Here is a 23,980-nt window from a genome sequence, read left to right on the forward strand (position 1 = left end):
GGGCATAGATGTACGAGATAAAAGAATGATAATGACTAGGAGACGTTCAACCAATGAGTGAAACAAAACGAAGGAATCAACAAAAGAAACGACGGAAGAACGGCGTCTTATTATTGTTTGTTTTTTTAATGGTGATGACTGTTGCTAGTTGGTATTGGTTTAGTCAAAAAGAACCCACTCCAGTTATCAGCGCGGATTTGTTACCTGAAATCAGTGATGCAAGTGATCAACGGTTTTCTGAGCGTGCGCAAGAACTAGCAGATGCAAATTATTTCACCTTGCAGATCAACCCAGAAGCAGTTTTCGAAAATGGCAGAAGTCGTGGATCGATCGAAATCGTCAATCCTGGCACGAATATTTATCCGATTGCGGTCGATATCACGATCAATGATACGAAAGAAGTGATTTATTCTTCTGGCGCGATTTATCCCAATCAATTGATTGAAGCGGTGTATTTGAAGCGACCTTTAGAAAAAGGAGAATATCCTGCAACAGCGACAGTCAATATCTATGATCCAGAAACCAAAGAAAAACAAGGCGTAACCGAAGCAGAAATTAGCATATTGATAAAAGATTAATCCAATTTAAGTGAGGCTACCTAAATGAAAAAAGCAACAAAATTAGTATTAAGTATTCTAACAATTACAGGAGTATGTATTAGTGGAATTACCGCTTTTGCTAGTCCAGTCCAAACCATCGATGGGCGAGAAGGCGCAACTTCTGGAGATATCACTATAAAGGGGATCATCGGTGAATTTGATAATACAAAGCCTGGTCCAAATCCAGAAAATCTCGATCAATGGATCAATGTGACCCTACCGACGACAGCTATTTTCCGGACAACAGAAGAATCTGAGCATAAAAAGATTACTTCTCCGGCTTATCATGTGACGAACCATTCTGCGCTAAGTGTGCGAGCTTCCGTCTCAAATGTGATAGAAGTCAAAGAAATGAGCGAAGTGGATCGACTAATGATCAATACGATCGAATTATTTAAAGACGGAGTTTCGACAGTTGCAACTACGCCTTTATTCACCTTATCTGGTAATGAGGGGAATCATACAGTTGGTAACTTCCGATTTAGTGGGGATGCGACACCGAGAAATGCTTCCGTAGAAAGTAATCCGAGTTTTAAACTAGTATTAAATTTTGCAGTAGAGGAATAAAGCAAATGGAAAATCTACTATCAGATAGTAAGATGAGAAAGTCTAGAAGTAAAAAATGGCAAGTTTTATCGGTACTACACATACTTCTTATTATCAGCTTATCCTTTTCAACCTTAGTTAAGGCAGAAGAGGTGCAATCCACTCACAATATCAGAGTATCTGGTACGATTGGATCGACTGTTGAAGAAACAAAAGAAACAAATAAGCATCAGACACTAGTCGCTGATCTTTCTGCAATCACTCAAAAAAATCTACAGGAAACTGGAACAGTAGTAAATCAACGAATCGTTTTCTTAGGCTATTTGTTGATTGGTATTTCTGGGGGAGTAGTTTTGTTTTGTAGGAAAAAAAATATCCTATTGAATACTTTAAATGATCGATCTAGTAGAGCAATGATCATTGAAAAATAACAGAAAACGAGTAAACAAAAAAGCCATCCGCAGAGGATGGCTTTTTTCTATTGGTCAGTCACTACTGTTTCTTGACGAAGCTCGAGTAGAAGGTGCAGTTCGTGTTCCACTGTCACCGCCAGCAGCATTTGTATCTTCAGAACTTGGTGGCGTAGCAGAGGATTCAGGTGGTGCTTCCTCGCTAGAAGAGGCTGGTGGTTCTGTAGAAGGCACGCTACTTGGTTCAGTTGGTTCACTACTTGGTGGTATCGACTGTTCAGAGCTACTAGGTTCAGTCGTTGAGCTTGTAGAAGTCTCAGGAACAGTTTCGCTAGTTGAAGAGTCTGGAACAGGAGTTACAGGAACGACCGCAGATGAAGAAGGAATCGTCGTTGACGGCACCGTAGCGTTTGAATTGCCAGATGATGATGCATTTCTAAAGAATAATTCACCACCAGAACGGTACAGCCCGCTAGGCATCGTCCAATCCGTATTTGTCACATTTGCGGAGACAAATTTCATCAATTCGCGATAAACATCTGAAGCTACGTCTGTTCCAGTGGAAGTGATCGGAGTCATTTTATCATTGTATCCCGTCCACACAGAAATTGCATAATTCGGTGTGTAACCAGCAAATAAAATATCTGGATAAACGCCCGTTGAGGTACCTAACTTAGCATATTCCTCGTCCGTATAATTAGATGTTCCTGTTTTACCTGCTTGAATCAACCCTGGGATTGCGGCATTCGTACCAGTTCCGCGAGTAATCGTATCTTTCAAGATGTCAGTAACCATATACGCTGTTTCTTCAGACATCGCTCTTGTTCCTTCTGGTTCAAACGTTTCTTCAGTGCCATCTTGGAAAACGATCCGATTAACGTATTGTGGTTTATAGTAAGTGCCACCGTTTGCTAAGGCAGCGTATGCTGCGGCCATTTTTTCAGAAGAAGCACCGTATTTTGTACCATCTTGTTGTTCAGTATTACTTGAAATCGCATTTGACTGATGGATCGTGCTATATTCGATTCCTAAGCTACTCAAGAATTCAGCAACTTTATCTGCGCCAACTTCATTGAATAGCTTGACTGCCGGGACGTTTCTTGAAAGGTATAACGCTTGGCGCAAGGTGATCATTCCCATGTAACGGTTGTCCCAGTTCGTAACAGGAATAGAAGTTCCTTCATAATTGTAGGGTGCATCGGCGATCAATTTGCCAGTAGAATAGTTCAATTCTTCAAATGCTGGCGCGTAGTCAGTGATCGGTTTCATAGTTGAACCAAAGTCACGAGAGGTATTAACAGCTAAGTTATTACCTAAAGCGACATCATCCGGAATGTTTCTTCCACCAATCTGCGCTGTGACTTGTCCAGTATTGACATCGATCAATGTAGTGGCTACTTGCATTTGATCATCTGGATATGCAACGTATTGATCTGTATTCACTACATCATATAAGTGTTTTTGGGCATTCAAATCTAAGTTCGTATAAATATCTAAGCCATCGGTATAGACATTCTTGTCTGTTTTAGCATGGACTTCATTGATGACCTCTTTGACATAATTGTCGACGATCCGTGTATTAGTGTCTTCTTGAGTTAATTCTTGCAAGCCATCCGTGATCGGTGTATTGATCGCTGTATCGTACTCTGTTTGAGAAATTTTTTCATTTTGGAGCATCGTGTACAAGACAGTGTCACGACGTTTTTTTGCTTGCTCTGGAAACTGGTAAGGATCATAAGCTGACGGTGCTTGAGGCATTCCTGCTAAAAGCGCGGTTTGCGGTAAATTCAATTCGCTTAATGTTTTTCCAAAGTAAGATTGAGCCGCTGTTTCCATGCCATAAAGACCGTTAGACATATAGACTTTGTTGACATAGTAGGTCAATATCTCTTGTTTTGATTTCGTTTGTTCCAGTCTGACAGCCATCCAGGCTTCTTGGGCCTTACGTCTGATTGTTTGGTCTTCGGTACTAGTGGAGAAGAAAGAGAGCTTGATCAGCTGCTGAGTCAACGTACTACCACCTTGTAAGCCGCCAGATGTGAAGTTGGATAATGCGGCACCGATGATCCGAACAGGGTCGACACCGATATGTTTGTAAAATCTTCGGTCTTCGACTGACACGATGGCATCTTCAAGTGTCTTTGGCAGTTCGTTGGCAGAAATTTTTTCTCTTTTTTCTGCTCCTAGATCCTCAAATAACTCGCCATCTTTCGTATAAAGTTTTGACGAAACTGTTGCATCCAGTTTTTCGTCTGTCAAAGCAGGAGCATCTTTGGCATAAAACCAAAAAAGTCCGACCCCTGCGAGAAAAGCGATACAGATCAAGGAAAGACCAATTAAAAGAATACGTGTGATCAATCCTTTTCGATCTTTTCCAGTGCCTTTTTTCGTTGATTGTTTTCCTCTTTTCTTTGGAGAAGAAGAGGAGGTGCTTCTTTTAGAAGATCTTGTTTGGTTAGTTGGCATTCTTTGGTTCTCCTTCATTAGATTCTAAGTACTGGTCGATTGCTTGCAAGTATGGAACACGAGGGGCAAAACCACTTGGAATCTCGATTCCTAATTCTTCGATCAATGAAAGCGGCAAGGATTTTCTTCCTTGTGTCTGTTGTTCGTTCCAATAGTGGATTAAATGTGTACTATCTAAATAAAAACAACGCTGTAAGGCAGAAAACCATAAAAGTACAAAACAGATTCCTCCTTGTTTTTGACAAGCTTCCATATGTGAGATTTGATGGGGATGAAAATTTTTAAATGGAAATGAAGTTTTGTTTTTTGTCTCTTTTGCTTCAAAATCCAAATAGAAACCTCGATAGACACCGTTATAATCAGTTGTAGAAGCTTGTGTAAAATAAGCTTCTTTAATGACAGCGGCACTACGTCGAGGGTAGTCAACTTTTACGATTTGAACCGGTGTTGGCTTTTTATGGATAACAGCCATTTGATGGGCCAGATAATACTCGTTGCTTTCATTGATGGCTTCTTCAAATCGCATCCCGCGATTGCCAAACTCCGTATTTGGGTTCCTTTTTACTTGTTTTTTTTCTTTGGACGAGGCATCCTTGATATAAGGACGGCCATTTGGATAGCGTAAAACCATGATCGAATCACTCTCCTAGGCCACATTATAGCAAAAAAGCACAGAGAAAGAAAAGGAAACTGGAATGGATACAATAAAAGTAATGTATATCTCTGGTTATCGCAGTTTTGAATTAGGCATATTCAAAGATAATGACCCTAAAATGACAGTTATTAAAAAAGTTTTAAAAAATGAATTGACCCAATTGGTGGAAGAAGGATTGGAATGGGTGATCATCAGCGGTAACTTAGGCGTCGAATTATGGGCAGGTGGAGTCGTCGCTGAAATGAAGGCGGATTATCCAGAATTGAAGCTTGGGATCATTTATCCGTTTGCAGAGTTTGGCAATGGTTGGAATGAGAACAATCAGGAAAAGAAAAGGCTGGTAGAACAGCTTTCTGACTATCGTGAGTCGGTGAGTCACCAACCCTATCAATCACCAAGTCAACTAAGGAATCATACCCAATTTATTCTACAACATACAGACGGGACACTATTGATTTATGATCCAGAATATCCTGCAAAAATAGACTATTTTTTTAAGGATGCACAAAAATACCAAGGGAGTCATCCTTATGAGATTCGAACCGTCAGCATGGATGATTTGCAAAATTTTAGTGAATAAAATAATATAGTGTTTGATTTATCAAGTCTTTTCCGATACAATAAAAAAGTAGAAACGTTAATACGTAAATGAGAACTAGAGGTGTAAATATGGCGAATTTGATTTATAGTCCTAAAGACATTTTACAACAAGAATTCAAAACAAAAATGCGCGGATATGATCCGATCGAAGTTGACGAATTCTTAGACAATATTATCAAAGATTATGAGAATTACAGCAAACAACTCCTTGCTTTACAAGAAGAAAACGATAAATTAAGTGCAAAAGTCGCTCAATTATCGAAAAACCAAGGAGCAGCTCCAAGTCGTGCACAACAAACAGAAACTCCGAAAAGTGCGGCAGTAACGAATTTTGATATTTTAAAACGTCTATCAAATCTTGAACGTGAAGTATTTGGTAAAAAATTAGATGCACAAGCAGGAAATGTACCACCAGTAACGCCTAATCCAAACAACTATACAACAACAAATGAACATGACAACGAAGCAACACGTCAGTTTTAAGCAATGAATCGATTTGTGGTTTTCGGGTAATCGCGGTCTGGCTTTGACCAGACTGAGGAAAGTCCATGCTCGCACAGGCTGTGATGCCTGTAGTGTTCGTGCTTAGCGAAAAAATAAGCTAAGGTACTCTTTTAGAGTAACGGCAGGAAAACAAGCTAAGGTTTCGGCTATGCTTCAGTATCCTTGAAAGTGCCACAGTGACGAAGCGAACGAGGAAACTTGTTCGGTGGAACGCGGTAAACCCCTCGAGCGAGCAACCCAAACAACGGTAGGGGCGCTTTTTGTCGGGGAATCAGAACGAGACAAAAGGGCAGTTGATCTGCAGATAGATGGTTACCGCTTTGTTTTTTCTCCCTGGAAAAACAAAGTACAGAACATGGCTTATAGAAAACCACATCTTCAGGGAATAAATCGATAGGCGAATAACAGCCTACAAAATCAGTACTAACAATAGCTTTTTCCTACATCCGATCTTTTCACATAGAAAAGATCGGATGTAGGAGATTTAGAAGAGGGTGTGACGGAAGCGCACAGCTCCAAGAATGAAGCAGCAACATACGAAAATAGCTTGTCGTATTTTTGGGTGTTGTTGCTTATTTTCTAAGGGCTGCTTCTGCCACACCATTTGTTTGATTATAGAGGACGAAGGTCATCATACCTCTTTTTGATTGATAAGGAGAATACAATGGATAAAAATAGAGAATTCAATTTAATAGCCACAGCGGCCAGCGGGCTAGAAGCATTAGTAGGAAAAGAACTGAGAGATCTTGGCATCGAGTGTCAAGTCGAAAATGGTCGTGCGCGTTTCAAAGGAACGATGGAAACGATTGCTACAACCAATCTATGGTTGCGTACAGCAGATCGTATCAAGATCGTCGTGGGTGAATTTGATGCTCGTACGTTTGATGAATTATTCGAGCAAGTCAAAGCGTTGCCATGGGAAGATTATCTTCCTTTAGATGCGTCATTCCCTGTAGCTGGAAAATCGATCAAATCGACGCTTTATAGTACACCAGACTGTCAAGCCATCACTAAGAAAGCAATTGTTGAAAGACTACGTACGTACTACCATCGTCCGTCTACTGTGCCGTTGACAGAAACCGGTGCACATTTCCAACTAGAAGTTGCTTTATTGAAAGATCATGTGTTAGTGACCCTTGATACGACTGGTCCAAGTCTGTTCAAACGCGGTTATCGTTTGGAAAAAGGTGGTGCCCCATTAAAAGAAAATATGGCAGCAGCTTTAGTGATGTTGACGAACTGGCGAAAAGATCGTCCGTTTTATGATCCGGTTTGTGGTTCAGGAACACTCTGTATCGAAGCTGCATTGATCGGTCATAATATCGCCCCTGGTTTCAATCGTGAATTTGTGTGTGAGACGTGGGACTGGTTCGATCCGGCAATCATGGAAAAAGTTCGTGCAGCGGCGGAAGAACAGGCAGATTATGATATCGAATTAGATATCACTGGGTCTGATATCAATGGTCAATTGATCGGTATCGCCAGAGCTAATGCGGAAGAGATCGGTTTAGGAGATTCCATCACTTTCCAACAACGGGCAGTGAAGGACTTCAAAACGGAAAAAGAATACGGCGTCATCGTTGCTAATCCCCCTTACGGTGAACGCTTAGGTGAAGAAGAGTCTGTTCGTCGTCTCTACAAAGAAATGGGTGAGGTCTTCCGACCATTGAAAACGTGGAGTAAGTACATCTTGACAAGTGATTTGGCATTTGAAGAATTTTACGGACAAAAAGCAACAAAAAAACGTAAATTATACAATGGTGCATTGCGCACAGATCTGTTCCAATATTGGGGAACTCGGCCACCAAGAAAAGAACGGACTGAAAATGAATAACTAGGATATAAGTATAGACACCTAAAAACCATGGTTGGGACTTTAAGACCTTTGGCCCTATGATTTTTGGAGGAATTGAAAATGAATGAACAAGCAAAAAAATATTGGAAAGAATTTTGGCAAGGCGAAGTCCCTCCAACAAATGTTACTGCAGAGCAGTGGGGGTGGGAAGGGACACCGATGGCAGATGAATTGGCGGATTTGATTTTAAAGGGGATCAAAACGGCGTCATGTTCATCATACGATGAATGCCTGTATTACGATGCAGACCCTTTATCTAAAATCGGAAGTTATACCATTGTTTTAAATAGTAAAGACGAACCTGTAGGCATCATAAAATATACAGATATGACGATAATGCCAATGAATGAAGTAACAGAAGAAATTGCCTGTGCTGAGGGTGAGGGTGATTTGAGCCATGATTACTGGTATAAAGTTCATAAAAAATTTTTTAGGGAGTTACTGCCCCAAATTGGAAAAGAATTTTATGAAGAGATCCCCCTTGCTGTTGAACGGTTTGAATTAATCAACGCAAAGGAAATGTCGTAAAAGTAAGTGAGCTATAACTATTGGATAAATGATAACTAGGATAAGTTGGAGGATTTTTGGATGAATGAAAAGGAATTTTTGAAAGAAGTCAAAGAAATCGATTTAATGGGTCAAGCGTTAACAGTATTGGACTGGGATATCCAAACAGGCATGCCAGAAAAATCAAGTGAAGAACGCAGTGAAGTCAACAGTTATTTATATGGGCTATATTTCTCAAAAAAAGTCGGATCGAAAATCGCAGAAGCAATCGAATACTTCTCTGCGCACCCTGACGAGTTGTCTGATCTTGGAAAAACCGTTTTTGAGAAAGTCAAAGAAGACTATGAATTAGAGCATAAAGTACCGGAAGAATTGATGATTGCTTTAACTTCTGCGACTTCTAAAGCCCACACGAAATGGCAAGAATCGCGTGAATCAAAACAATTTGCTGATTTTGAATCCGCGTTATCTGAAAACATCAAGATCACAAAACAGTTGATTCCATATTGGCGTAAAGAGGAGAAAACAGACTATGATGTGCTGTTGAACCAATACGAACCAGGAATGACCGTAGAGATCTTAGACCAAGTATTTGACCAAGTCAAAGAAGGGATTATGTCCATCCGTCAAGACTTAGTCGAAAAAGGAACAGCACCTGAGACGGATTTTCTTTCACGTAAAATGACGAAGGAACAACAAAAACGTTTTGTAGTCGGTGTGATCAAACAGTTAGGGTATGATTTTTCTAGAGGGCGCTTAGATGACACGATCCATCCATTTATGATCGGGATCAATCGTAATGATGTCCGCATCACGACACGTTGGAATGAAGAGGACTTCAAAATGGCAACGTTTGGAGTGATCCATGAAGCCGGACACGGAATGTATGAACAAAATATTGATGAAAAATATACGTATACACCAGTAGGCGAAGGCACATCAATGGGTATTCATGAGTCGCAATCACTTTTCAATGAAATCATTGTCGGCAGCAACCGCAGTTTCTGGGAAAAGCAGTACCCATTCTTCCAAGAGTGTGCTGAAGGAACCTTTGATGATATTTCTTTTGATGATTTCTATCGTTCGTTACAGTATACAAAAGCAAGCTTGATTCGGATCGAAGCAGACAGTTTGACGTATCCATTACACATCATTATACGTTATGAGATCGAAAAAATGATTTTCAATGAAGGGTTAGAAGTTGAGAAATTACCAGAAGTATGGAACCAAAAATATGAAGAGTACTTAGGTATCCGTCCAACAAACGATTTAGAAGGGATCTTGCAAGATGTCCATTGGTCAGGTGCAAGTTTTGGTTACTTCCCATCTTATGCGTTAGGATTCATGTATGCTGCACAATTATTACATGCAATGAAAAAAGATATCGCTGTTGATGAGATTTTGGCTTCTGATGATTACTCACCGATCAAAGAGTGGATGACAGAAAAAATCCATCAGTACGGCGCATCAAGAAAACCAAATCAATTGATTCAAGAGGCGACAGGAGAAGCATTGAATCCGCAGTACTTGATCGATTTTATGCGAAAACTTTACTTTAGCGTTTATGGTGTTGAAGAAGTCTAAAAAATTCTCAAATAGAAGGTGAAAGCGGCAGTGTATAAATTAAATGAAATTGCTAACTACAGCATGGCACAATTGGCTTTGGATCGTTCAGGACATGGTGTGGACCATACGAATCGAGTAGTCGAACTTTCCCGACAAGTCCTTGAGACACTACCGCAAGCCAATCCTTTTATCACGCTGGCAGCGGCATATCTACACGATACGATCGATGATAAAGTGGTCGAAGATGAAGAGCAAGCGAAAGAAAGACTCAGAGTCTTTTTGGCAAACATCGGAGTTGCAGAATCAGAGATTCATCAAATCTTTCATATCATCGAAAATATGTCTTTTTCAAAAAGTTGGTCTGATAACGTCGAATTGTCCTTAGAAGGCAAGATCGTACAGGATGCAGATCGCTTAGAGGCGTTAGGTGCGATGGGTATCTTACGTACGGCATATTATGGAGGACATAAGGGGCATCCGATTTTTGACCCAGCCATCCAACCAATCAATTATACGAACAAACAAGATTATCGTAAAGGCTCGACAGTCATCAATCATTTTTATGAAAAATTGTTGTTATTGCCAGATCAAATGAATACGGGTTATGCGAAACAAGAAGCAAAACGACGTGAAGCGTTCATGCGTGAATTTCTAGAGGAGTTCTACAAAGAATGGTTTGTCGGCGATGATTCACTTGATTCACAAATCTGGCGTAACCGATAATTAAATAGATACGTCTGAGCCATTCGTCCTCTCGCGTCATCTAAAACCAAATAAACGGCGAGAACATAAGGAAGTTCTTCGTAAAAAAAAGCGTCATCCACAAAAAGTTGAAAAACAATTTTCGTGGATGACGCCTTTTTTTTGAGGTTAAACACTTCTGTCTCAATCTCGTCTTTCTATTTGTTTTTTCGAATTTGCTTGATCCTTAACAATGCTCGGAAGATATTCAGCAAAAATAATAAAGTAGCAATTCCAATCGGTACCCAGATCAAATAGACAGAATAGCCAAGTTCTGCAGAAAGTTCTGCACTTGAAGTATGTGAAAGCTCAGAGACTGCTTGTTGCCATGTCTGTAAGTTGAAAACAAGCATAAAGCCTGCGATGATCAATAGAATAAATCCTAAGTAATGGATCGATGTCCGTTTGCGAATCAATGCAAAGACTAAATAGAGAATAAGTAAAAATGCTGGAACACCAAATACAAAATAAATATTAAGCAAAATGAATCGCCTCCTCATAATAATCATACTTCAATTGATAGGAATTTAAAAATAATTTAGTCATTACTTGCATTCTCTTCACCAATATTGCTAAGATAACTGTATTCAAAGGAGGTCTGTTTGTTTTATGGCAAGTTATATCGAGCCGATTCGTTTTGCGTTGATTGTCTTTCCTTTTCTCGCATTGGCGATTTCTGCTATCTTTTTTATTTATGAATACCGAAAGTATGGAACGTTTCTCCTAACTAGAGCGGTCATTTTATATTCATTTGTCTTTTATCTATTATGTGCTTACTTTTTAGTGATTTTACCTTTACCTACTAAGGAAGCTGTCGCGCAAATGACAGGTCCAAAAATGGAATTACACTTATTTGCGTCTTGGGAGAACTTCAGAGCGAATACAGTCCTCGTGTTGTCCGATCCGAGTACCTATTTATCTGCGATGCGACAAAGTGTTTTTTTAGAGCCATTATTCAATCTCTTTTTACTCTTACCTTTTGGCATCTATTTAAGGTATTATTTCCGACTATCCTTCGTCAAAACGGTCATTGCAAGTTTCTGTCTCTCCCTATTTTTTGAGTTGACACAATTAACCGGTCTTTACTTTATCTATCCACGTCCGTATCGATTATTCGATGTCAATGATTTACTGACCAATACATTTGGCGGAATGCTTGGCTATCTTGTGACGCCAATCTTTACGTTTATGTTGCCAACAAGAGCGAGAATGGATGAAGTATCTTATGAAAAAGGCAAGACGGTCTCTTTGACACGCCGTCTGGTTGCCTATTTGATCGATTGGTTTTTCTTATCTATTTGTACGTCGATCATCGGAGTGGTTGCCGGATTGTCGATTGGAAGTAACGAGTTCACCTCCTATAGTTGGTGGTTGTTCGTGCAAGTCTTTCTATATTTCATGCTTCTTCCTTTCTTCACAAATGGTAGAACACTTGGAAAAAAAATTGTCCGTATCAGGCTTGTGGAAGATGGGAGAGAACGAATCAGATTTCGTGCATTGTTCATTCGATATGCGTATTTCTATTTCTTATTTTATGGGCTAGGCTGGTTGAGCCAATTAGTTGGTCCAGTCATCAATCAAGCGACAGGTGTCACACAGATGAGTGCAGTATTCATTTTCTTATGTACCTTGGTTGCACAGTTCATCTTCGGTCTGAATCTATTCTTATCTTTTATCCGCAAAAAGAGAGTTTTATTCTATGAAAAAGCGAGTCATACTTACACGATCAGTACGATCAAAGATAGAAAAGCCTGACCTTTTCAAGCAAAGTAAGCAAATTTATGGTATAATTCCAAAGTCGTGAAAAATACAAAGAGAAGAGGTGTCGAAATGAGTCATTTTAAACAATTCAATTTTCATCCGTTTATCAACGAAGCGTTAGCAGAAAAAGGGTTCCAACAACCAACAGAAGTGCAAGAACGATTGATTCCTTTGATTTTAAAAGGGAAAAATATCATCGGACAATCACAAACTGGTTCAGGAAAAACGCATACGTTTCTTTTGCCTCTATTTCAAAAAATCAATGCCAGTAAAGAAGAAGTCCAAGTGGTGATTACAGCACCAAGTCGTGAACTGGCGACACAGATCTATGATGCGGCTGTTCAAATTGCTAAGTTTTCCGATCCGGAGATTCGCGTATCGAATTTTGTCGGCGGAACAGACAAACAACGTCAATTAAATCGCTTGAATCACCAACAACCACAGATCGTTGTCGGTACACCAGGACGTATCCTTGACATGATGAATGAGCAAGCTTTAAAGATCCATACAGCCTTTGCTTTCATCGTGGATGAAGCAGATATGACCTTAGATATGGGATTCTTGAATGAAGTTGATCAAATCGCTAGCCGCTTGCCAGAAAAATTACAATTTTTAGTTTTCTCAGCAACGATTCCAGAAAAACTACGCCCATTCTTGCGTAAATATATGGAAAATCCAATCATCGAAGAAATCAAACCAAAAGCAGTGATCTCAGAAGATATCGAGAATTGGTTAGTTTCAACAAAAGGAAAGGATAAGAATCAAACGATCTATCAGTTATTGACGATCGGGCATCCTTATTTAGCAATCGTCTTTGCAAATACGAAACAACATGTAGACGAAATCGCTGATTACTTGAAAAACCAAGGCTTGAAAGTAGCGAAGATCCATGGAGATATCACTCCTCGTGAACGTAAGCGTGTGATGCGTCAAGTGCAAAACTTAGAGTATCAATATGTAGTTGCGACAGACTTAGCTGCTCGTGGTATCGATATCGAAGGCGTTTCTCATGTCATCAATGCGGAGGTTCCAGAAGATCTAGATTTCTTTATCCACCGTGTCGGTCGTACTGGTAGAAACGGCTTAAAAGGAACCGCGATCACTTTATATGCACCAAGTGATGAGCCATTGATCGAAGGCATCGAAAAAATCGGTGTTGTCTTTGAGCCAATGGAAATCAAAAATGGTGAAATCGTTAAAACCTATGATCGTAACCGTCGGACAAAACGTGAAAAATCAAAAGACAGCCTTGACCCAACACTGATTGGTTTAGTCAAAAAGAAAAAGAAAAAAATCAAACCTGGTTACAAGAAAAAAATCGACTGGGCAATTGCGGAGAAAAATAAAAAAGACCGCAAGATCGAAAGACGTCAACAAACGCGTACAGCCAGAAAAAATAAAAAGAATTCCAACCAATAAGAGCAGTCATGAGCGAATCACGCTGCACTTGACTTTCAGCCCCAAAAACCTAAATAGTAAATCTATTTTTGGTTTTGGGGCTGATTTTTTTTGATTACACATTTGATATTAGGAGAGCTTTTTTCGCATTTGTTGACAAAGAATGCCGTCTTCGATTAGTGGGTCTGAAAAACTCTGATAGCCCTGCTTTTCGTAGAAAGGAACGGCGGGAATTTCTGCAATCAAATAGATTTCTTTGAATGCCTCATTTATTGCTCGCTTTTCTGCTAATTGAAGCATTTCTCTGCCAATCCCACGGTTGCGCCAATTATTTGCGACACAAAAACGATCAAATTGGATTTGTTCTTCGCTTTGTTTTTGATAACGCAAGGTAGCAATTGGCTGTTCGTCATGGATCATGACAAAGTTCGGGTAATAGGCATCTTTACCGTCGAATTCTAAATGAGCAGGTATTTCTTGCTCTAACACGAATACGTCATAACGTAAAACGTAACTGCTGGCTTTTATCCATTCTTCGGTTCCAAAATACGTTTCCATTGTTTTGCCTCCTATTGAGTTCTTTCCTGATTATAGCAAGGAAAACGTAGACCGCAAACAATAAAAAATCAAAAAGTAGGATTGACAGCCTCGCTAAGAATACGTATACTGATAAAGTACAAAAAGGACATAGTTTGTTTTAGACTGACTCACAGAAAATTCTTTCTCGGCTGAAAAAAGAATAGTCACTGTTCAACCTGCTCCCTTTTTTCAATTTGATAGAAATATCAACGCGACTCAGCGTTAACGAGTTTAAGAGGTAATGAGTAAACATCATTGCAATCAAGGTGGTACCGCGAGTTTTCGTCCTTGGCTGTAATGGTGTTTTTTGTCGTTTATTATTTAGAAAGAAGGTAAAATAAATGAAAAAATTAAGCAGTGCAGAAGTACGTCAAATGTTTTTAGACTTTTTCCAAGAAAAAGGACATACGATCGAACCGAGTGCTTCACTAGTACCTGTCAATGATCCAACCTTATTATGGATCAACTCAGGAGTGGCGACACTAAAAAAATATTTTGATGGATCTGTTGTACCAGATAATCCAAGAATCACGAATGCGCAAAAATCCATTCGGACGAATGACATCGAAAATGTTGGGAAAACAGCTCGTCATCATACGATGTTTGAAATGTTAGGGAACTTCTCGATCGGCGATTATTTCAAAGAAGAGGCAATCCACTGGGCATGGGAATTTTTAACAAGTCCAAAATGGATGGCGTTTGATCCTGAAAAATTATATGTTACTGTTTATCCAAAAGATACAGAAGCAAAACGTATCTGGCACGAAGAAGTTGGCTTATCTCTTGATCATATCGTGGATGTAGAAGATAACTTTTGGGATATCGGTGCTGGACCATGTGGGCCAGATACAGAGATTTTTTATGATCGTGGCGAAGCCTATAATGACTTGGAAGAAGATGATCCTGAAAACTATCCTGGTGGCGAAAATGAACGTTATCTTGAAATCTGGAACTTAGTATTCTCAGAGTTCAACCACAAACCAGATAATACATTTGAACCTCTTCCACATAAAAACATTGATACGGGCATGGGTTTAGAACGAATGGTCTCCATCGTTCAAGACGCACCAACTAACTTTGAAACAGATTTGTTTTTACCAATTATCCATGCGGTTGAGAAATTAAGTAACCAAGTGAAATACGGCGAGAACGCCTTGACAGATATTTCATATAAAGTAATCGCTGACCATATCCGTGCATTATCTTTTGCGATCGGTGACGGGGCTTTGCCTTCAAATGAAGGACGTGGCTATGTGTTACGTCGTTTGTTGCGTCGAGCAGTCATGCATGGGAAAAAACTAGGGATCGAGCAAGCTTTCTTATATCGTTTAGTACCTGTTGTTGGTGAAATCATGGAGAGCTATTATCCTGAAGTGTTGGATCAAAAAGAATTCATTGAAAAAGTCGTTCGTACGGAAGAAGAACGTTTCAATGAAACGATCAACGAAGGTCTTGAGATCTTGAACCAAGTAATCAAAGAGGTAAAACAAGCAAACGGAACAACGCTTGCCGGGAAAGATATCTTTAAACTTTACGATACGTATGGATTCCCAGTCGAATTGACAGAAGAAGTGGCGGAAGATGAAGGATTGAATGTCGATCACGCAGGTTTTGAAACAGAAATGCAGGCGCAACGGGATCGCGCGCGTGCGGCTCGTAATACTGAAACATCTATGGGTGTTCAATCTGCTTTGTTGACAGACATCAAAGTAAATAGCACATTCATCGGTTATGACCATATGGAATCTGATAGTGAATTACTGGTGATCGTCCAAGACGAAACAATCGTCAGTGAACTATCGGATGGGGAAGCTCAATTGATCTTTGATCAAACACCATTTTATGCTGAAATGGGTGGACAAGTAGCCGACCAAGGTTGGATCATTGATGCCTCTGGTGAAACAGTAGCAAATGTGGCTGATGTTCGTAAAGCACCAAATGGACAATTCTTGCATAAAGTAGAAGTCCTTTCTGAGATCAAAGAAGGAAACACTTACCATTTATTGATTGATGAACCAAGACGTAACCGAATCATCAAAAACCATACGGCTACTCACTTATTGCACAAAGCATTAAAAGAAGTATTAGGTGATCATGCCAACCAAGCAGGTTCATTGGTTGCACCAGGTCATTTGCGTTTTGATTTTACACATTTCGGTCAAATCACAAGTGAAGAATTGGCGAAAATGGAACAAATCGTAAACGAAAAAATCTGGGAAGCCATTCCTGTTGAAACGATCGAAACAGACATCGATACAGCGAAAAATATGGGCGCAATGGCATTGTTTGGTGAAAAATATGGCAACGAAGTCCGCGTGGTCAATATCGGCGGTTGGTCGATCGAATTATGTGGTGGTACGCATGTTGGTAATACCGAAAACATCGGAATCTTTAAAATTGTTTCTGAATCAGGGATTGGTGCAGGGGTTCGTCGGATCGAAGCAGTGACAAGTAAAGAAGCTTATGAATTGTTGGAAAGCGAAGAACAACAACTAAAAGAAGTTGCGGCAATCGTGAAATCACCACAATTGAAAGAAGTCGTAGCTAAAGCAGAACTGTTGCAACAACAATTAAGAGAATTACAAAAAGAAAATGAACAATTGGCAAGTAAGTTAGCCAATCAACAAGCAGGGGATATTTTCAAAAATCCAGAGACGATCAATGGTAAAACGATCATCACTGCACAAGTTAAAGTAAAAGACATGAATCAATTACGTCAATTAGCCGATCAATGGAAACAAAAAGCAGTTTCAGATATTCTTGTCTTGGCAAACGAACAAGAAGGTAAAGTCAGCTTGTTAGCAGCAATGACGCCTGAAGCAAATGAAGCAGGCTTGAAAGCCGGCGAGTTGATCAAAGTAATCGCACCTAAAGTCGGCGGCGGTGGCGGTGGTCGTCCAGATATGGCGCAAGCAGGTGGAAAAAACCCAGCTGGTATCTCAGACGCATTGACAGAAGCAAAAACATGGTTAGAAAATAAATAAAAGCAAATGTAAGTTTTTACTACAAAGAAATGGCAAGCGAGTTTGGGATGATTTCCCAAGCTCGTTGCTTTATTTTCATTGACTCAACGGTTGTTGCTATATACACATTTATTGACAAATCATCAAAACGCTATAGGATTAGAGTAAAGTAAACAGGGGGAGATTCAATGAATAGCAAAAATAAAACATTTCGGTTAGTACTTCGTGCCATTTTGTTAGCCATCATTATCGTTCAATCAATGATTCCGTGGTTAGGCTTTATCCCATTAGGTTTTATTAGCTTGACGATCATCCATATCACAGTGATCGTAGCGGCCGTGGTATTAGGACCGAAAGATGGCATGTTGATCGGCCTGTTCTGGGGAATTGCGACGATCATCCGAGCCTACGCGATGCCAACTACACCTTTTGATACATTGGTTTTCACCAATCCAATCATCTCAGTTGTACCCAGAGTTTTAGTGGGACTAGTAGCTGGCCTAGTATTTCACTGGTTGTATAAGCGTTCTACTACGATCGTCGTACCGACTGTTGTAGCTGGAATTCTAGGCTCTTTAGTCAATACGATCCTTGTATTAGGATTTATGGGCTTATTTTATACAAATGCCACAGCTCAAGCTTATGGTGTCGATGCTTCGGTCTTGTTCAAGACACTTGCTGGAATTGCAGCAATTAATGGGATTCCAGAAGCTATCGGCGCTGGGATCATCACACCGTTACTCGCCAAAGCATTATTTGCAGCAACACCTTTAAAACCTGAATGATATAAGACTAGCAATCATAGATAAAAGGAGTCACAAATTTGACAAAGAAACAAGAAATACTAACAGCAAAAGAACGAACAAAAAAAGCATTGATGGCAGGAGTATGGGGAATGTTAACTAATGTGATCCTATTCGTTGCGAAATTAATGATCGGACTACTCTCTGGAAGTGTGTCGATCATGGCGGATGCCATCAACAGTTTGTCGGATACCGCTTCTTCTGTTTTGACTTTGATTGGCTTTAAAATCGCAGCAAAACCAGCAGATCCGGAGCATCCATATGGACACGAACGTTTTGAATATATCAGTGGACTATTCGTATCTCTCATCATCACATATGTCGGATTCCAGTTCTTACATTCCTCAATTGAAAAAATCATCGATCCGAAAAATATCGCTCTATCACCGATTATCTTTTTAGTTTTAGTCTTTTCGATTGCCTTAAAAATTATTCAGGGGCGTATGTACAAGAGAACTGCAAAAATGATCGATTCGGAAACCTTACATGCCACTGCCAAAGACAGTTATAATGATGTATATACGACCTTTGCTGTTTTACTCTCAGCTTCTGTCGAGTGGCTGACAGGCTGGCGCGTAGATGGCTATATTGGCTTTTTATTAGCACTTTATATCTTGTACAGCGGTGTAATGATGTTAAGAGAATTCGTATACGAATTATTAGGAAGCCGTCCCACTGTCGAACAGATCCAGGCGATGGAGGAGCAGCTAAATGGCTATACAAAAATCCTCGGCTATCATGACTTATTAGTGCATAATTACGGACCAAATCAACGATTTGCTTCAGTTCACGTGGAAGTCGATGATCGGCTAGATTTGAATGAAGCGCACAAAATCATGGACATTATCGAAAAGGATTTTAAACGATCATTAGGTGTAGAATTAGTCTGTCATCTAGATCCTGTACCAGTCAATAATGAGAATTATCAAGTAATTCTCAATGAGTTGAAAAAAATCATCAATGAGACAGCAGAAGGCTTGAAAATCCATGATTTCCGCATGATCCATAAAGGACAGATCCTACAATTTGATGTCGTTGTCCCTGAAGGTACGCGTTTGTCTGACGAGGAGTTAGAACGAATGATGCGTATCCAAATAGAAAAGAGAGTCGGGCAGTATCAATTAGATATCACCTTTGATCATAATTATTTACTTTTCTAAATTGTTGACAAAAAATAATACGCGATGTTTAAATATCTATACGACCTATCTGTCGCGATGAGATTTTGACTAAACTTAAAATAAGCAAAAAACCTGAAATCTTAGATAATCGGGTTTTTTGCTTATTTTAAAACAAATCTTTTAGCCTTTCATTTTGGTTATTAGAAATACTATAATGGATGACAGTAGACTTTTACGTTATATTGTTCTGAAAGACGTATGTGTTTTCTAGGACAAAATAGGATAACTAAAACAGACAATGGCTGCTTCTTCGTTGTACCTACAAATGTTTGACTGAACCTAGATGAAAGTTTTCGCGGATTTGTTCGTCACGCTAAATCGAATTTTGATGGTGAAAGAATCAGAAGAGGCAACTTCTCGTCGGATTTAGACACGGACAAATAGTACATCCGAGGGATAATAAAAGGAAGTGAAAAATTTGGCAGAAAACTAAAAACGAATCCTCTTTTGGAACAGACTTCAATGATAGCTTTTATATCTTATCATGACCCATAAAGACAGCGTTGATAAAATAAACAGAATGATCGATACATATGTGGATAGTCAGACTTTTTCAGAAAATACCTTGGAGATTATGAGGTCATGTTAGCTGAATTCGGCGTATGTTAATAGTTGACCAAAATAAAGCAGTCAAAAATTTTGTCGGAATCTAGCTATCAGGACTTATTTATTCTAATCGATAACTGGAAACAATAAACATTTATTTTGCCCTTACAATCTTTGAGTTAGTCCAAATAACAGCGACATAAAATTCTGAATATTTAGCAGATGTTTGAAAGAATCGTGTCTCAACATTTGTTGATCTATTATTATGATTATGTTCTTTTATAGACCGAGACAAAAGGTGAAGTTGACCGTATAAAGTGCTTGCAAATCAAGATACGATTGCTAATTGCTTTGTTCCAATATTTTATAAAAATTTTTGTAAAGCTTGTCTAGCTAGATTATCAGCGCCTTTATTTTTACTTTCAGGTACCCACTGAAGGATCAACATTGAAAAATCTTTTAATAGACTTTGTATTTTTTCTAAATAGGGTAAAAAATCTTTGTTGCTCGTATGATTTTTATCGATGGTTGATACAAGTACTTTACTATCGGAATAGCAGAGAATGATTTCTTCTGCCTTCTGTCTATTCTTTAGAATTTCTAAAGTTTTTAAAAAGACTTCAAACTCGGCTTGATGGTTTGAACCAAAGGACAACGGGATAGACAACTGTTCTTGTTGTTGATCAGCGACTATTAATATTCCTCCACCACTAGGTCCAGGGTTGCCTTTTGTTGATGCGTCAATGTATACTTTTAACATAAGGAAAAACACGCCCTTCAAAAATTGTCGGTTTGACTTATTATACCACTACAGATAAAGACACGAGGTTGAAGAATGAAAAAAAATATTCGCTGGCAGCCCGAAACGGCACAGTCGATCATTTATTGGTCATCAACATTTATTTTATTATTTTTGAGTTTGGTTTTATCGTTAGAAAATACAAGGCCTTATTGGAAAAGTAATATCTTAATGGGGATATTCTTTATTTTTCTTTTGCTAGGATTTCGACGCTCCCTTGTTTTAAAGAAAGAGGCAATAAAAATAAAATATGCTGCTTTTTGGAGAGATCGCGACATACCTATCAATGAAATCAAGGAAGTTCACGTACAAAAACGTAAAGTATCTTTATCTTTTGTAAAAGGCAAAGAGCCATTCGTGATTTTCGTCAATCAGAAGGCACAAGGAAAATTGCTTGATCACTTGAAACATCCATATAAAAAAACGATCATCACTTCTTCGCTAATAGAGAATACGAACGATTTAGTTGAGTAAAAAATAACGATAGAGACATTGGTAATTTTTTAACTGCACAGAGAGTCCTCTATAATAATAAACAAGCTATTCCGAAAAATATCGGAATAGCTTGTTTTGTTTGATTGGACTAAGCTTGATCATTGATCTTTTTGACATGGGCCGCCTGAACGCCTCGATTACCTTCAATGACGGTAAATTCTACCACTTGGTTTTCTTCAAGTGTTTTGAATCCTTCTTCTTCGATCGCAGTAAAATGTACGAAGATCTCTTCTGTTTCATCATAACTAATAAAGCCATATCCTTTTTTGTTATCGAACCATTTCACCATTCCTGTGGTCAAAACACTCACGACCTTTCTATGTCTGATCATAGCCTATATTATAAAGAGAATTAATAGGTACGTCAAATAAATTAAAAGTCAGTTTTTTTTGTTTTTTTTTTTAAGGAAAACAGGTATAATGGATTTAACTTAACAAAATATAATTATTTATATATATAGTTCGTGAAAAGAGGTGTTTTGATGAAGAATGATTTAGAAATTTCACAAGAAACACAGCTAAAACCGATAGTTAGAGTTGCGGATAGCATTGGGATCAATGAGGATGATTTGGAATTATATGGAAAATACAAAGCAAAGATAAACTTTACCGGAATAAATGATTTTTCGGAAAAAGAGGATGGTCGCCTCATATTGGTAACTTCTATCAATCCAACACCAGCGGGTGAAGGAAAATCAACAGTTACAGTCGGATTAGGTGACGCTTTGAACCAAATAGACAAAAAAGCAGTGATTGCATTGCGTGAGCCCTCATTAGGTCCGGTTATGGGAATCAAAGGCGGAGCCACAGGAGGTGGCTATGCGCAAGTATTACCAATGGAAGATATCAATTTGCATTTTACTGGCGACATGCATGCGATCACTTCTGCAAACAATGCATTGTCAGCTCTATTAGATAATCATATCCATCAAGGAAATGAGCTGGGGATCGATCCTCGACGTGTCATTTGGAAACGTGTGGTGGATTTAAACGACCGAGCATTGCGAAATGTGATCGTTGGGCTGGGCGGACCGATGCAAGGAGTACCAAGAGAAGATGGATTCGACATTACTGTGGCTAGTGAAATCATGGCAATTTTGTGTTTAGCTGCCGATTTAGATGATTTAAAAGCTCGATTAGCACGAATTGTGATTGGCTACACCTACGATCGCCGTCCTGTAACAGCGGGGGATTTAAAAGCAGAGGGTTCTCTTGCTTTGTTATTAAAAGATGCGATTAAACCGAACCTCGTACAAACGATCTATGGTACACCAGCATTTATCCATGGTGGACCATTTGCCAATATTGCCCATGGCTGTAATAGTGTATTAGCAACTAAAACTGCTTTGAAAATTGCGGATTATGTAGTGACTGAAGCTGGTTTTGGTGCTGATTTAGGAGGAGAAAAATTCCTAGATATCAAAGTTCCTAATTTGCAGAAAGCGCCAGATGCGATTGTGATCGTAGCAACTGTACGTGCGTTAAAAATGCATGGGGGATTGGATAAGGCAGAATTACAAAACGAAAACCTTGAGGCGTTGCAGGCTGGGTATACGAACTTAAAACGGCATATTCGTAATATGAAAAGTTATCAGATTCCAGTGATCGTCGCAATCAATGAGTTTGTGACTGATACAGACGCTGAATTAGAATTACTGAAAGAATTGTGTGAAAAAGAAGGAGTCGTAGCAAAACGCGCAAGTGTTTGGGAAAATGGTGCGGAAGGTGGCGTGGACTTAGCAAAGGCAGTCGTAGAATTGATCGATACAGAGCGAGCGGATTACGTTCCATTGTATCGATCCAGTGATCCAATCAAAACAAAAGTCAAGGCAGTCGTTCAAAAAATCTATGGTGGTAAAGAAGTCTCTTTTAGTAAAAAAGCAGAAAATCAAATCATTGAGTTTGAGAAAAATGGTTGGTCTGACTTACCGGTTTGTATGGCGAAAACCCAGTACTCTTTTTCTGATGATCCAACATTACTAGGTGCACCAGAGGATTTCACAATCACGATCCGTGAATTTGTGCCTAAGTTAGGTGCCGGATTTTTAGTCGCTTTGACAGGCGAAGTGATGACGATGCCTGGATTACCAAAAAAACCAGCCGCCTTGAATATGAATGTGACGAATCAAGGAGAAGTAATTGGTTTATTCTAATCGTAAAATAAAAAATTTGAAGTAGTCTTAACTTGACCTTTTCAATATGAAAGTGCATAATCTAAAAAATAGAGCAACTATTTTCTTGCTCTTTGACAATCAGGATTAATGCGTTGAAAAAAATCAAATCTGGATCAGAATGAACCTCATTCTGGTTCAGATTTTTTGTTATCTCACTTTAATTAATTGATTTAATAGATTCTATTTTTTCATATGGACAAACAGTTTAAATCCTTAAGATAATCGCTTTATTGTCTTTACGTGGGCATTCTTCGCTTCTATATTTTAATTAGAGTAAGGATAGATCATCTCATTGGTGATGCCTTCTACTGATTCATAAAAAAGAGCACACCTCTTTTTTGGAATGTTGAAACCCCAATCAATCAAGCATCATTACTTCAGTAAGAAATGGGTATTTATTTAGATGCTCGGAAACTGTTGTATGTTTCATATTCACGCGGAAATGATTGCACGTTTTTTTAGTAGAAAGCGCCAGTTCTTGTTCAGTTTTTCTGCATAGCACGTATAGGCAACTCACTGAAAGCTTGAATCTATATTTGACAATATGACATCAATCAATCACTTCACTTGTATTTGGCAGAACACATTTTGCGGGCTGTAAGTAGTCGGGGTGAATGTCGGCGACTAAGAAGGATATTTCTTTCGATAATCTCAGTATATTTTGTAATGATTTCCTTCTATTAGAGCTTGTTATGTTTTTTTATCTCTAAAATGAAAATGGGACTGAAGAATTAATTCTACTTATTCAGTTCAAAAATTTTAAAAGAAATAATGCTTTTCCTGTTTTTTTATTATTACTATTCTTCATTTTCTTTCTTTTGAAGCAATATATA

General features: G+C 38.9%; 22 protein-coding genes and 1 other RNA gene. 17 read left to right on the forward strand and 6 right to left on the reverse strand.

Annotation, left to right across the window (positions count from 1 at the left end; all coding sequences use genetic code 11):
- The first annotated feature begins 53 nt into the window (after positions 1-53).
- The 3 genes from CYK55_RS06450 to CYK55_RS06460 are packed head-to-tail and all read left to right on the forward strand — an operon-like array spanning position 54 to position 1,576.
- Positions 54-578, forward strand: a complete 525-nt coding sequence (locus CYK55_RS06450) for a hypothetical protein (RefSeq protein ID WP_034688151.1) — start codon at positions 54-56, stop codon at positions 576-578.
- A 24-nt stretch (positions 579-602) separates the two neighbouring features.
- Positions 603-1,166, forward strand: coding sequence for a hypothetical protein (locus CYK55_RS06455; RefSeq protein WP_034688153.1), 564 nt, complete (start codon positions 603-605; stop codon positions 1,164-1,166).
- A gap of 5 nt (positions 1,167-1,171) precedes the next feature.
- The gene (locus tag CYK55_RS06460; protein WP_126134067.1) at positions 1,172-1,576 is read left to right on the forward strand and encodes a hypothetical protein; all 405 of its coding nucleotides are present in this window, start codon (positions 1,172-1,174) and stop codon (positions 1,574-1,576) included.
- Positions 1,577-1,630: 54 nt separating this feature from the next.
- Here CYK55_RS06460 and CYK55_RS06465 read toward each other — a convergent pair whose 3' ends face one another.
- A complete protein-coding gene (locus CYK55_RS06465; RefSeq protein WP_034688155.1) occupies positions 1,631-4,021 on the reverse strand; it encodes a PBP1A family penicillin-binding protein in 2,391 nt (796 codons plus the stop codon).
- Positions 4,011-4,652 (reverse strand): Holliday junction resolvase RecU, encoded by a 642-nt coding sequence (gene recU / locus CYK55_RS06470; RefSeq protein WP_034688157.1) that lies wholly within the window; start codon positions 4,650-4,652, stop codon positions 4,011-4,013. The genes CYK55_RS06465 and recU overlap by 11 nt, the downstream gene beginning before the upstream one ends.
- Before the next feature lie 64 nt (positions 4,653-4,716).
- Here recU and CYK55_RS06475 point away from each other — a divergent pair, with 64 nt between their 5' ends.
- The 7 genes from CYK55_RS06475 (at position 4,717) to CYK55_RS06505 (ending at position 10,431) form a co-directional block, all read left to right on the forward strand.
- Entirely contained in the window at positions 4,717-5,256 is a 540-nt protein-coding gene (locus CYK55_RS06475; protein WP_034688158.1) for a DUF1273 domain-containing protein, read from the forward strand.
- An 89-nt stretch (positions 5,257-5,345) separates the two neighbouring features.
- Entirely contained in the window at positions 5,346-5,759 is a 414-nt protein-coding gene (gene gpsB, locus CYK55_RS06480; protein WP_010735545.1) for a cell division regulator GpsB, read from the forward strand.
- 18 nt (positions 5,760-5,777) lie between these two features.
- Positions 5,778-6,148, forward strand: an RNA gene (rnpB, locus tag CYK55_RS06485) — RNase P RNA component class B.
- Between the two features lie 296 nt (positions 6,149-6,444).
- Positions 6,445-7,614: a THUMP domain-containing class I SAM-dependent RNA methyltransferase gene (locus CYK55_RS06490; protein WP_010735544.1), complete on the forward strand. Its 1,170-nt coding sequence runs from the start codon at positions 6,445-6,447 to the stop codon at positions 7,612-7,614.
- A gap of 81 nt (positions 7,615-7,695) precedes the next feature.
- Entirely contained in the window at positions 7,696-8,163 is a 468-nt protein-coding gene (locus CYK55_RS06495; RefSeq protein ID WP_034688159.1) for an ASCH domain-containing protein, read from the forward strand.
- 60 nt (positions 8,164-8,223) lie between these two features.
- Positions 8,224-9,726 (forward strand): carboxypeptidase M32, encoded by a 1,503-nt coding sequence (locus CYK55_RS06500; protein ID WP_034688161.1) that lies wholly within the window; start codon positions 8,224-8,226, stop codon positions 9,724-9,726.
- Positions 9,727-9,756: 30 nt separating this feature from the next.
- On the forward strand, positions 9,757-10,431 hold the full coding sequence (locus CYK55_RS06505) for an HD domain-containing protein (RefSeq protein ID WP_034688163.1): 675 nt from the start codon (positions 9,757-9,759) through the stop codon (positions 10,429-10,431).
- A 176-nt stretch (positions 10,432-10,607) separates the two neighbouring features.
- Here CYK55_RS06505 and CYK55_RS06510 read toward each other — a convergent pair whose 3' ends face one another.
- Positions 10,608-10,931 carry a hypothetical protein gene (locus CYK55_RS06510; protein WP_034688165.1) on the reverse strand — a complete coding sequence of 108 codons (324 nt, stop codon included), beginning with the start codon at positions 10,929-10,931 and terminating at the stop codon, positions 10,608-10,610.
- A gap of 127 nt (positions 10,932-11,058) precedes the next feature.
- Between CYK55_RS06510 and CYK55_RS06515 the strand changes: the two genes are divergently transcribed.
- Positions 11,059-12,204: a VanZ family protein gene (locus CYK55_RS06515; RefSeq protein WP_034688168.1), complete on the forward strand. Its 1,146-nt coding sequence runs from the start codon at positions 11,059-11,061 to the stop codon at positions 12,202-12,204.
- A 75-nt stretch (positions 12,205-12,279) separates the two neighbouring features.
- Complete coding sequence (locus CYK55_RS06520) at positions 12,280-13,629, forward strand: DEAD/DEAH box helicase (RefSeq protein WP_126134068.1); 1,350 nt, start codon at positions 12,280-12,282, stop codon at positions 13,627-13,629.
- Between the two features lie 108 nt (positions 13,630-13,737).
- On the opposite strand, the gene CYK55_RS06525 is transcribed toward CYK55_RS06520, so the two are convergent.
- Positions 13,738-14,166 carry a GNAT family N-acetyltransferase gene (locus CYK55_RS06525; RefSeq protein ID WP_034688174.1) on the reverse strand — a complete coding sequence of 143 codons (429 nt, stop codon included), beginning with the start codon at positions 14,164-14,166 and terminating at the stop codon, positions 13,738-13,740.
- A 362-nt stretch (positions 14,167-14,528) separates the two neighbouring features.
- Between CYK55_RS06525 and alaS the strand changes: the two genes are divergently transcribed.
- From alaS to CYK55_RS06545, 3 genes are all read left to right on the forward strand, one after another.
- Positions 14,529-17,171, forward strand: coding sequence for an alanine--tRNA ligase (gene alaS, locus CYK55_RS06535; protein WP_034688175.1), 2,643 nt, complete (start codon positions 14,529-14,531; stop codon positions 17,169-17,171).
- A gap of 167 nt (positions 17,172-17,338) precedes the next feature.
- Positions 17,339-17,935: an ECF transporter S component gene (locus CYK55_RS06540; protein ID WP_126134069.1), complete on the forward strand. Its 597-nt coding sequence runs from the start codon at positions 17,339-17,341 to the stop codon at positions 17,933-17,935.
- A gap of 92 nt (positions 17,936-18,027) precedes the next feature.
- The gene (locus tag CYK55_RS06545) at positions 18,028-19,113 is read left to right on the forward strand and encodes a cation diffusion facilitator family transporter (protein ID WP_241234804.1); all 1,086 of its coding nucleotides are present in this window, start codon (positions 18,028-18,030) and stop codon (positions 19,111-19,113) included.
- 931 nt (positions 19,114-20,044) lie between these two features.
- Here CYK55_RS06545 and CYK55_RS06550 read toward each other — a convergent pair.
- A complete protein-coding gene (locus CYK55_RS06550) occupies positions 20,045-20,440 on the reverse strand; it encodes a ribonuclease HI family protein (protein ID WP_034688182.1) in 396 nt (131 codons plus the stop codon).
- A 75-nt stretch (positions 20,441-20,515) separates the two neighbouring features.
- Between CYK55_RS06550 and CYK55_RS06555 the strand changes: the two genes are divergently transcribed.
- Positions 20,516-20,953, forward strand: coding sequence for an EbsA family protein (locus tag CYK55_RS06555; protein WP_034688185.1), 438 nt, complete (start codon positions 20,516-20,518; stop codon positions 20,951-20,953).
- 109 nt (positions 20,954-21,062) lie between these two features.
- On the opposite strand, the gene CYK55_RS06560 is transcribed toward CYK55_RS06555, so the two are convergent.
- Entirely contained in the window at positions 21,063-21,275 is a 213-nt protein-coding gene (locus tag CYK55_RS06560; RefSeq protein ID WP_029594249.1) for a cold-shock protein, read from the reverse strand.
- Positions 21,276-21,455: 180 nt separating this feature from the next.
- Between CYK55_RS06560 and CYK55_RS06565 the strand changes: the two genes are divergently transcribed.
- The gene (locus CYK55_RS06565; protein ID WP_034688188.1) at positions 21,456-23,126 is read left to right on the forward strand and encodes a formate--tetrahydrofolate ligase; all 1,671 of its coding nucleotides are present in this window, start codon (positions 21,456-21,458) and stop codon (positions 23,124-23,126) included.
- Positions 23,127-23,980: the final 854 nt, after the last annotated feature.

It is taken from the genome of Enterococcus mundtii (assembly GCF_003957375.1).
Lineage (GTDB): Bacteria > Bacillota > Bacilli > Lactobacillales > Enterococcaceae > Enterococcus_B > Enterococcus_B spodopteracolus.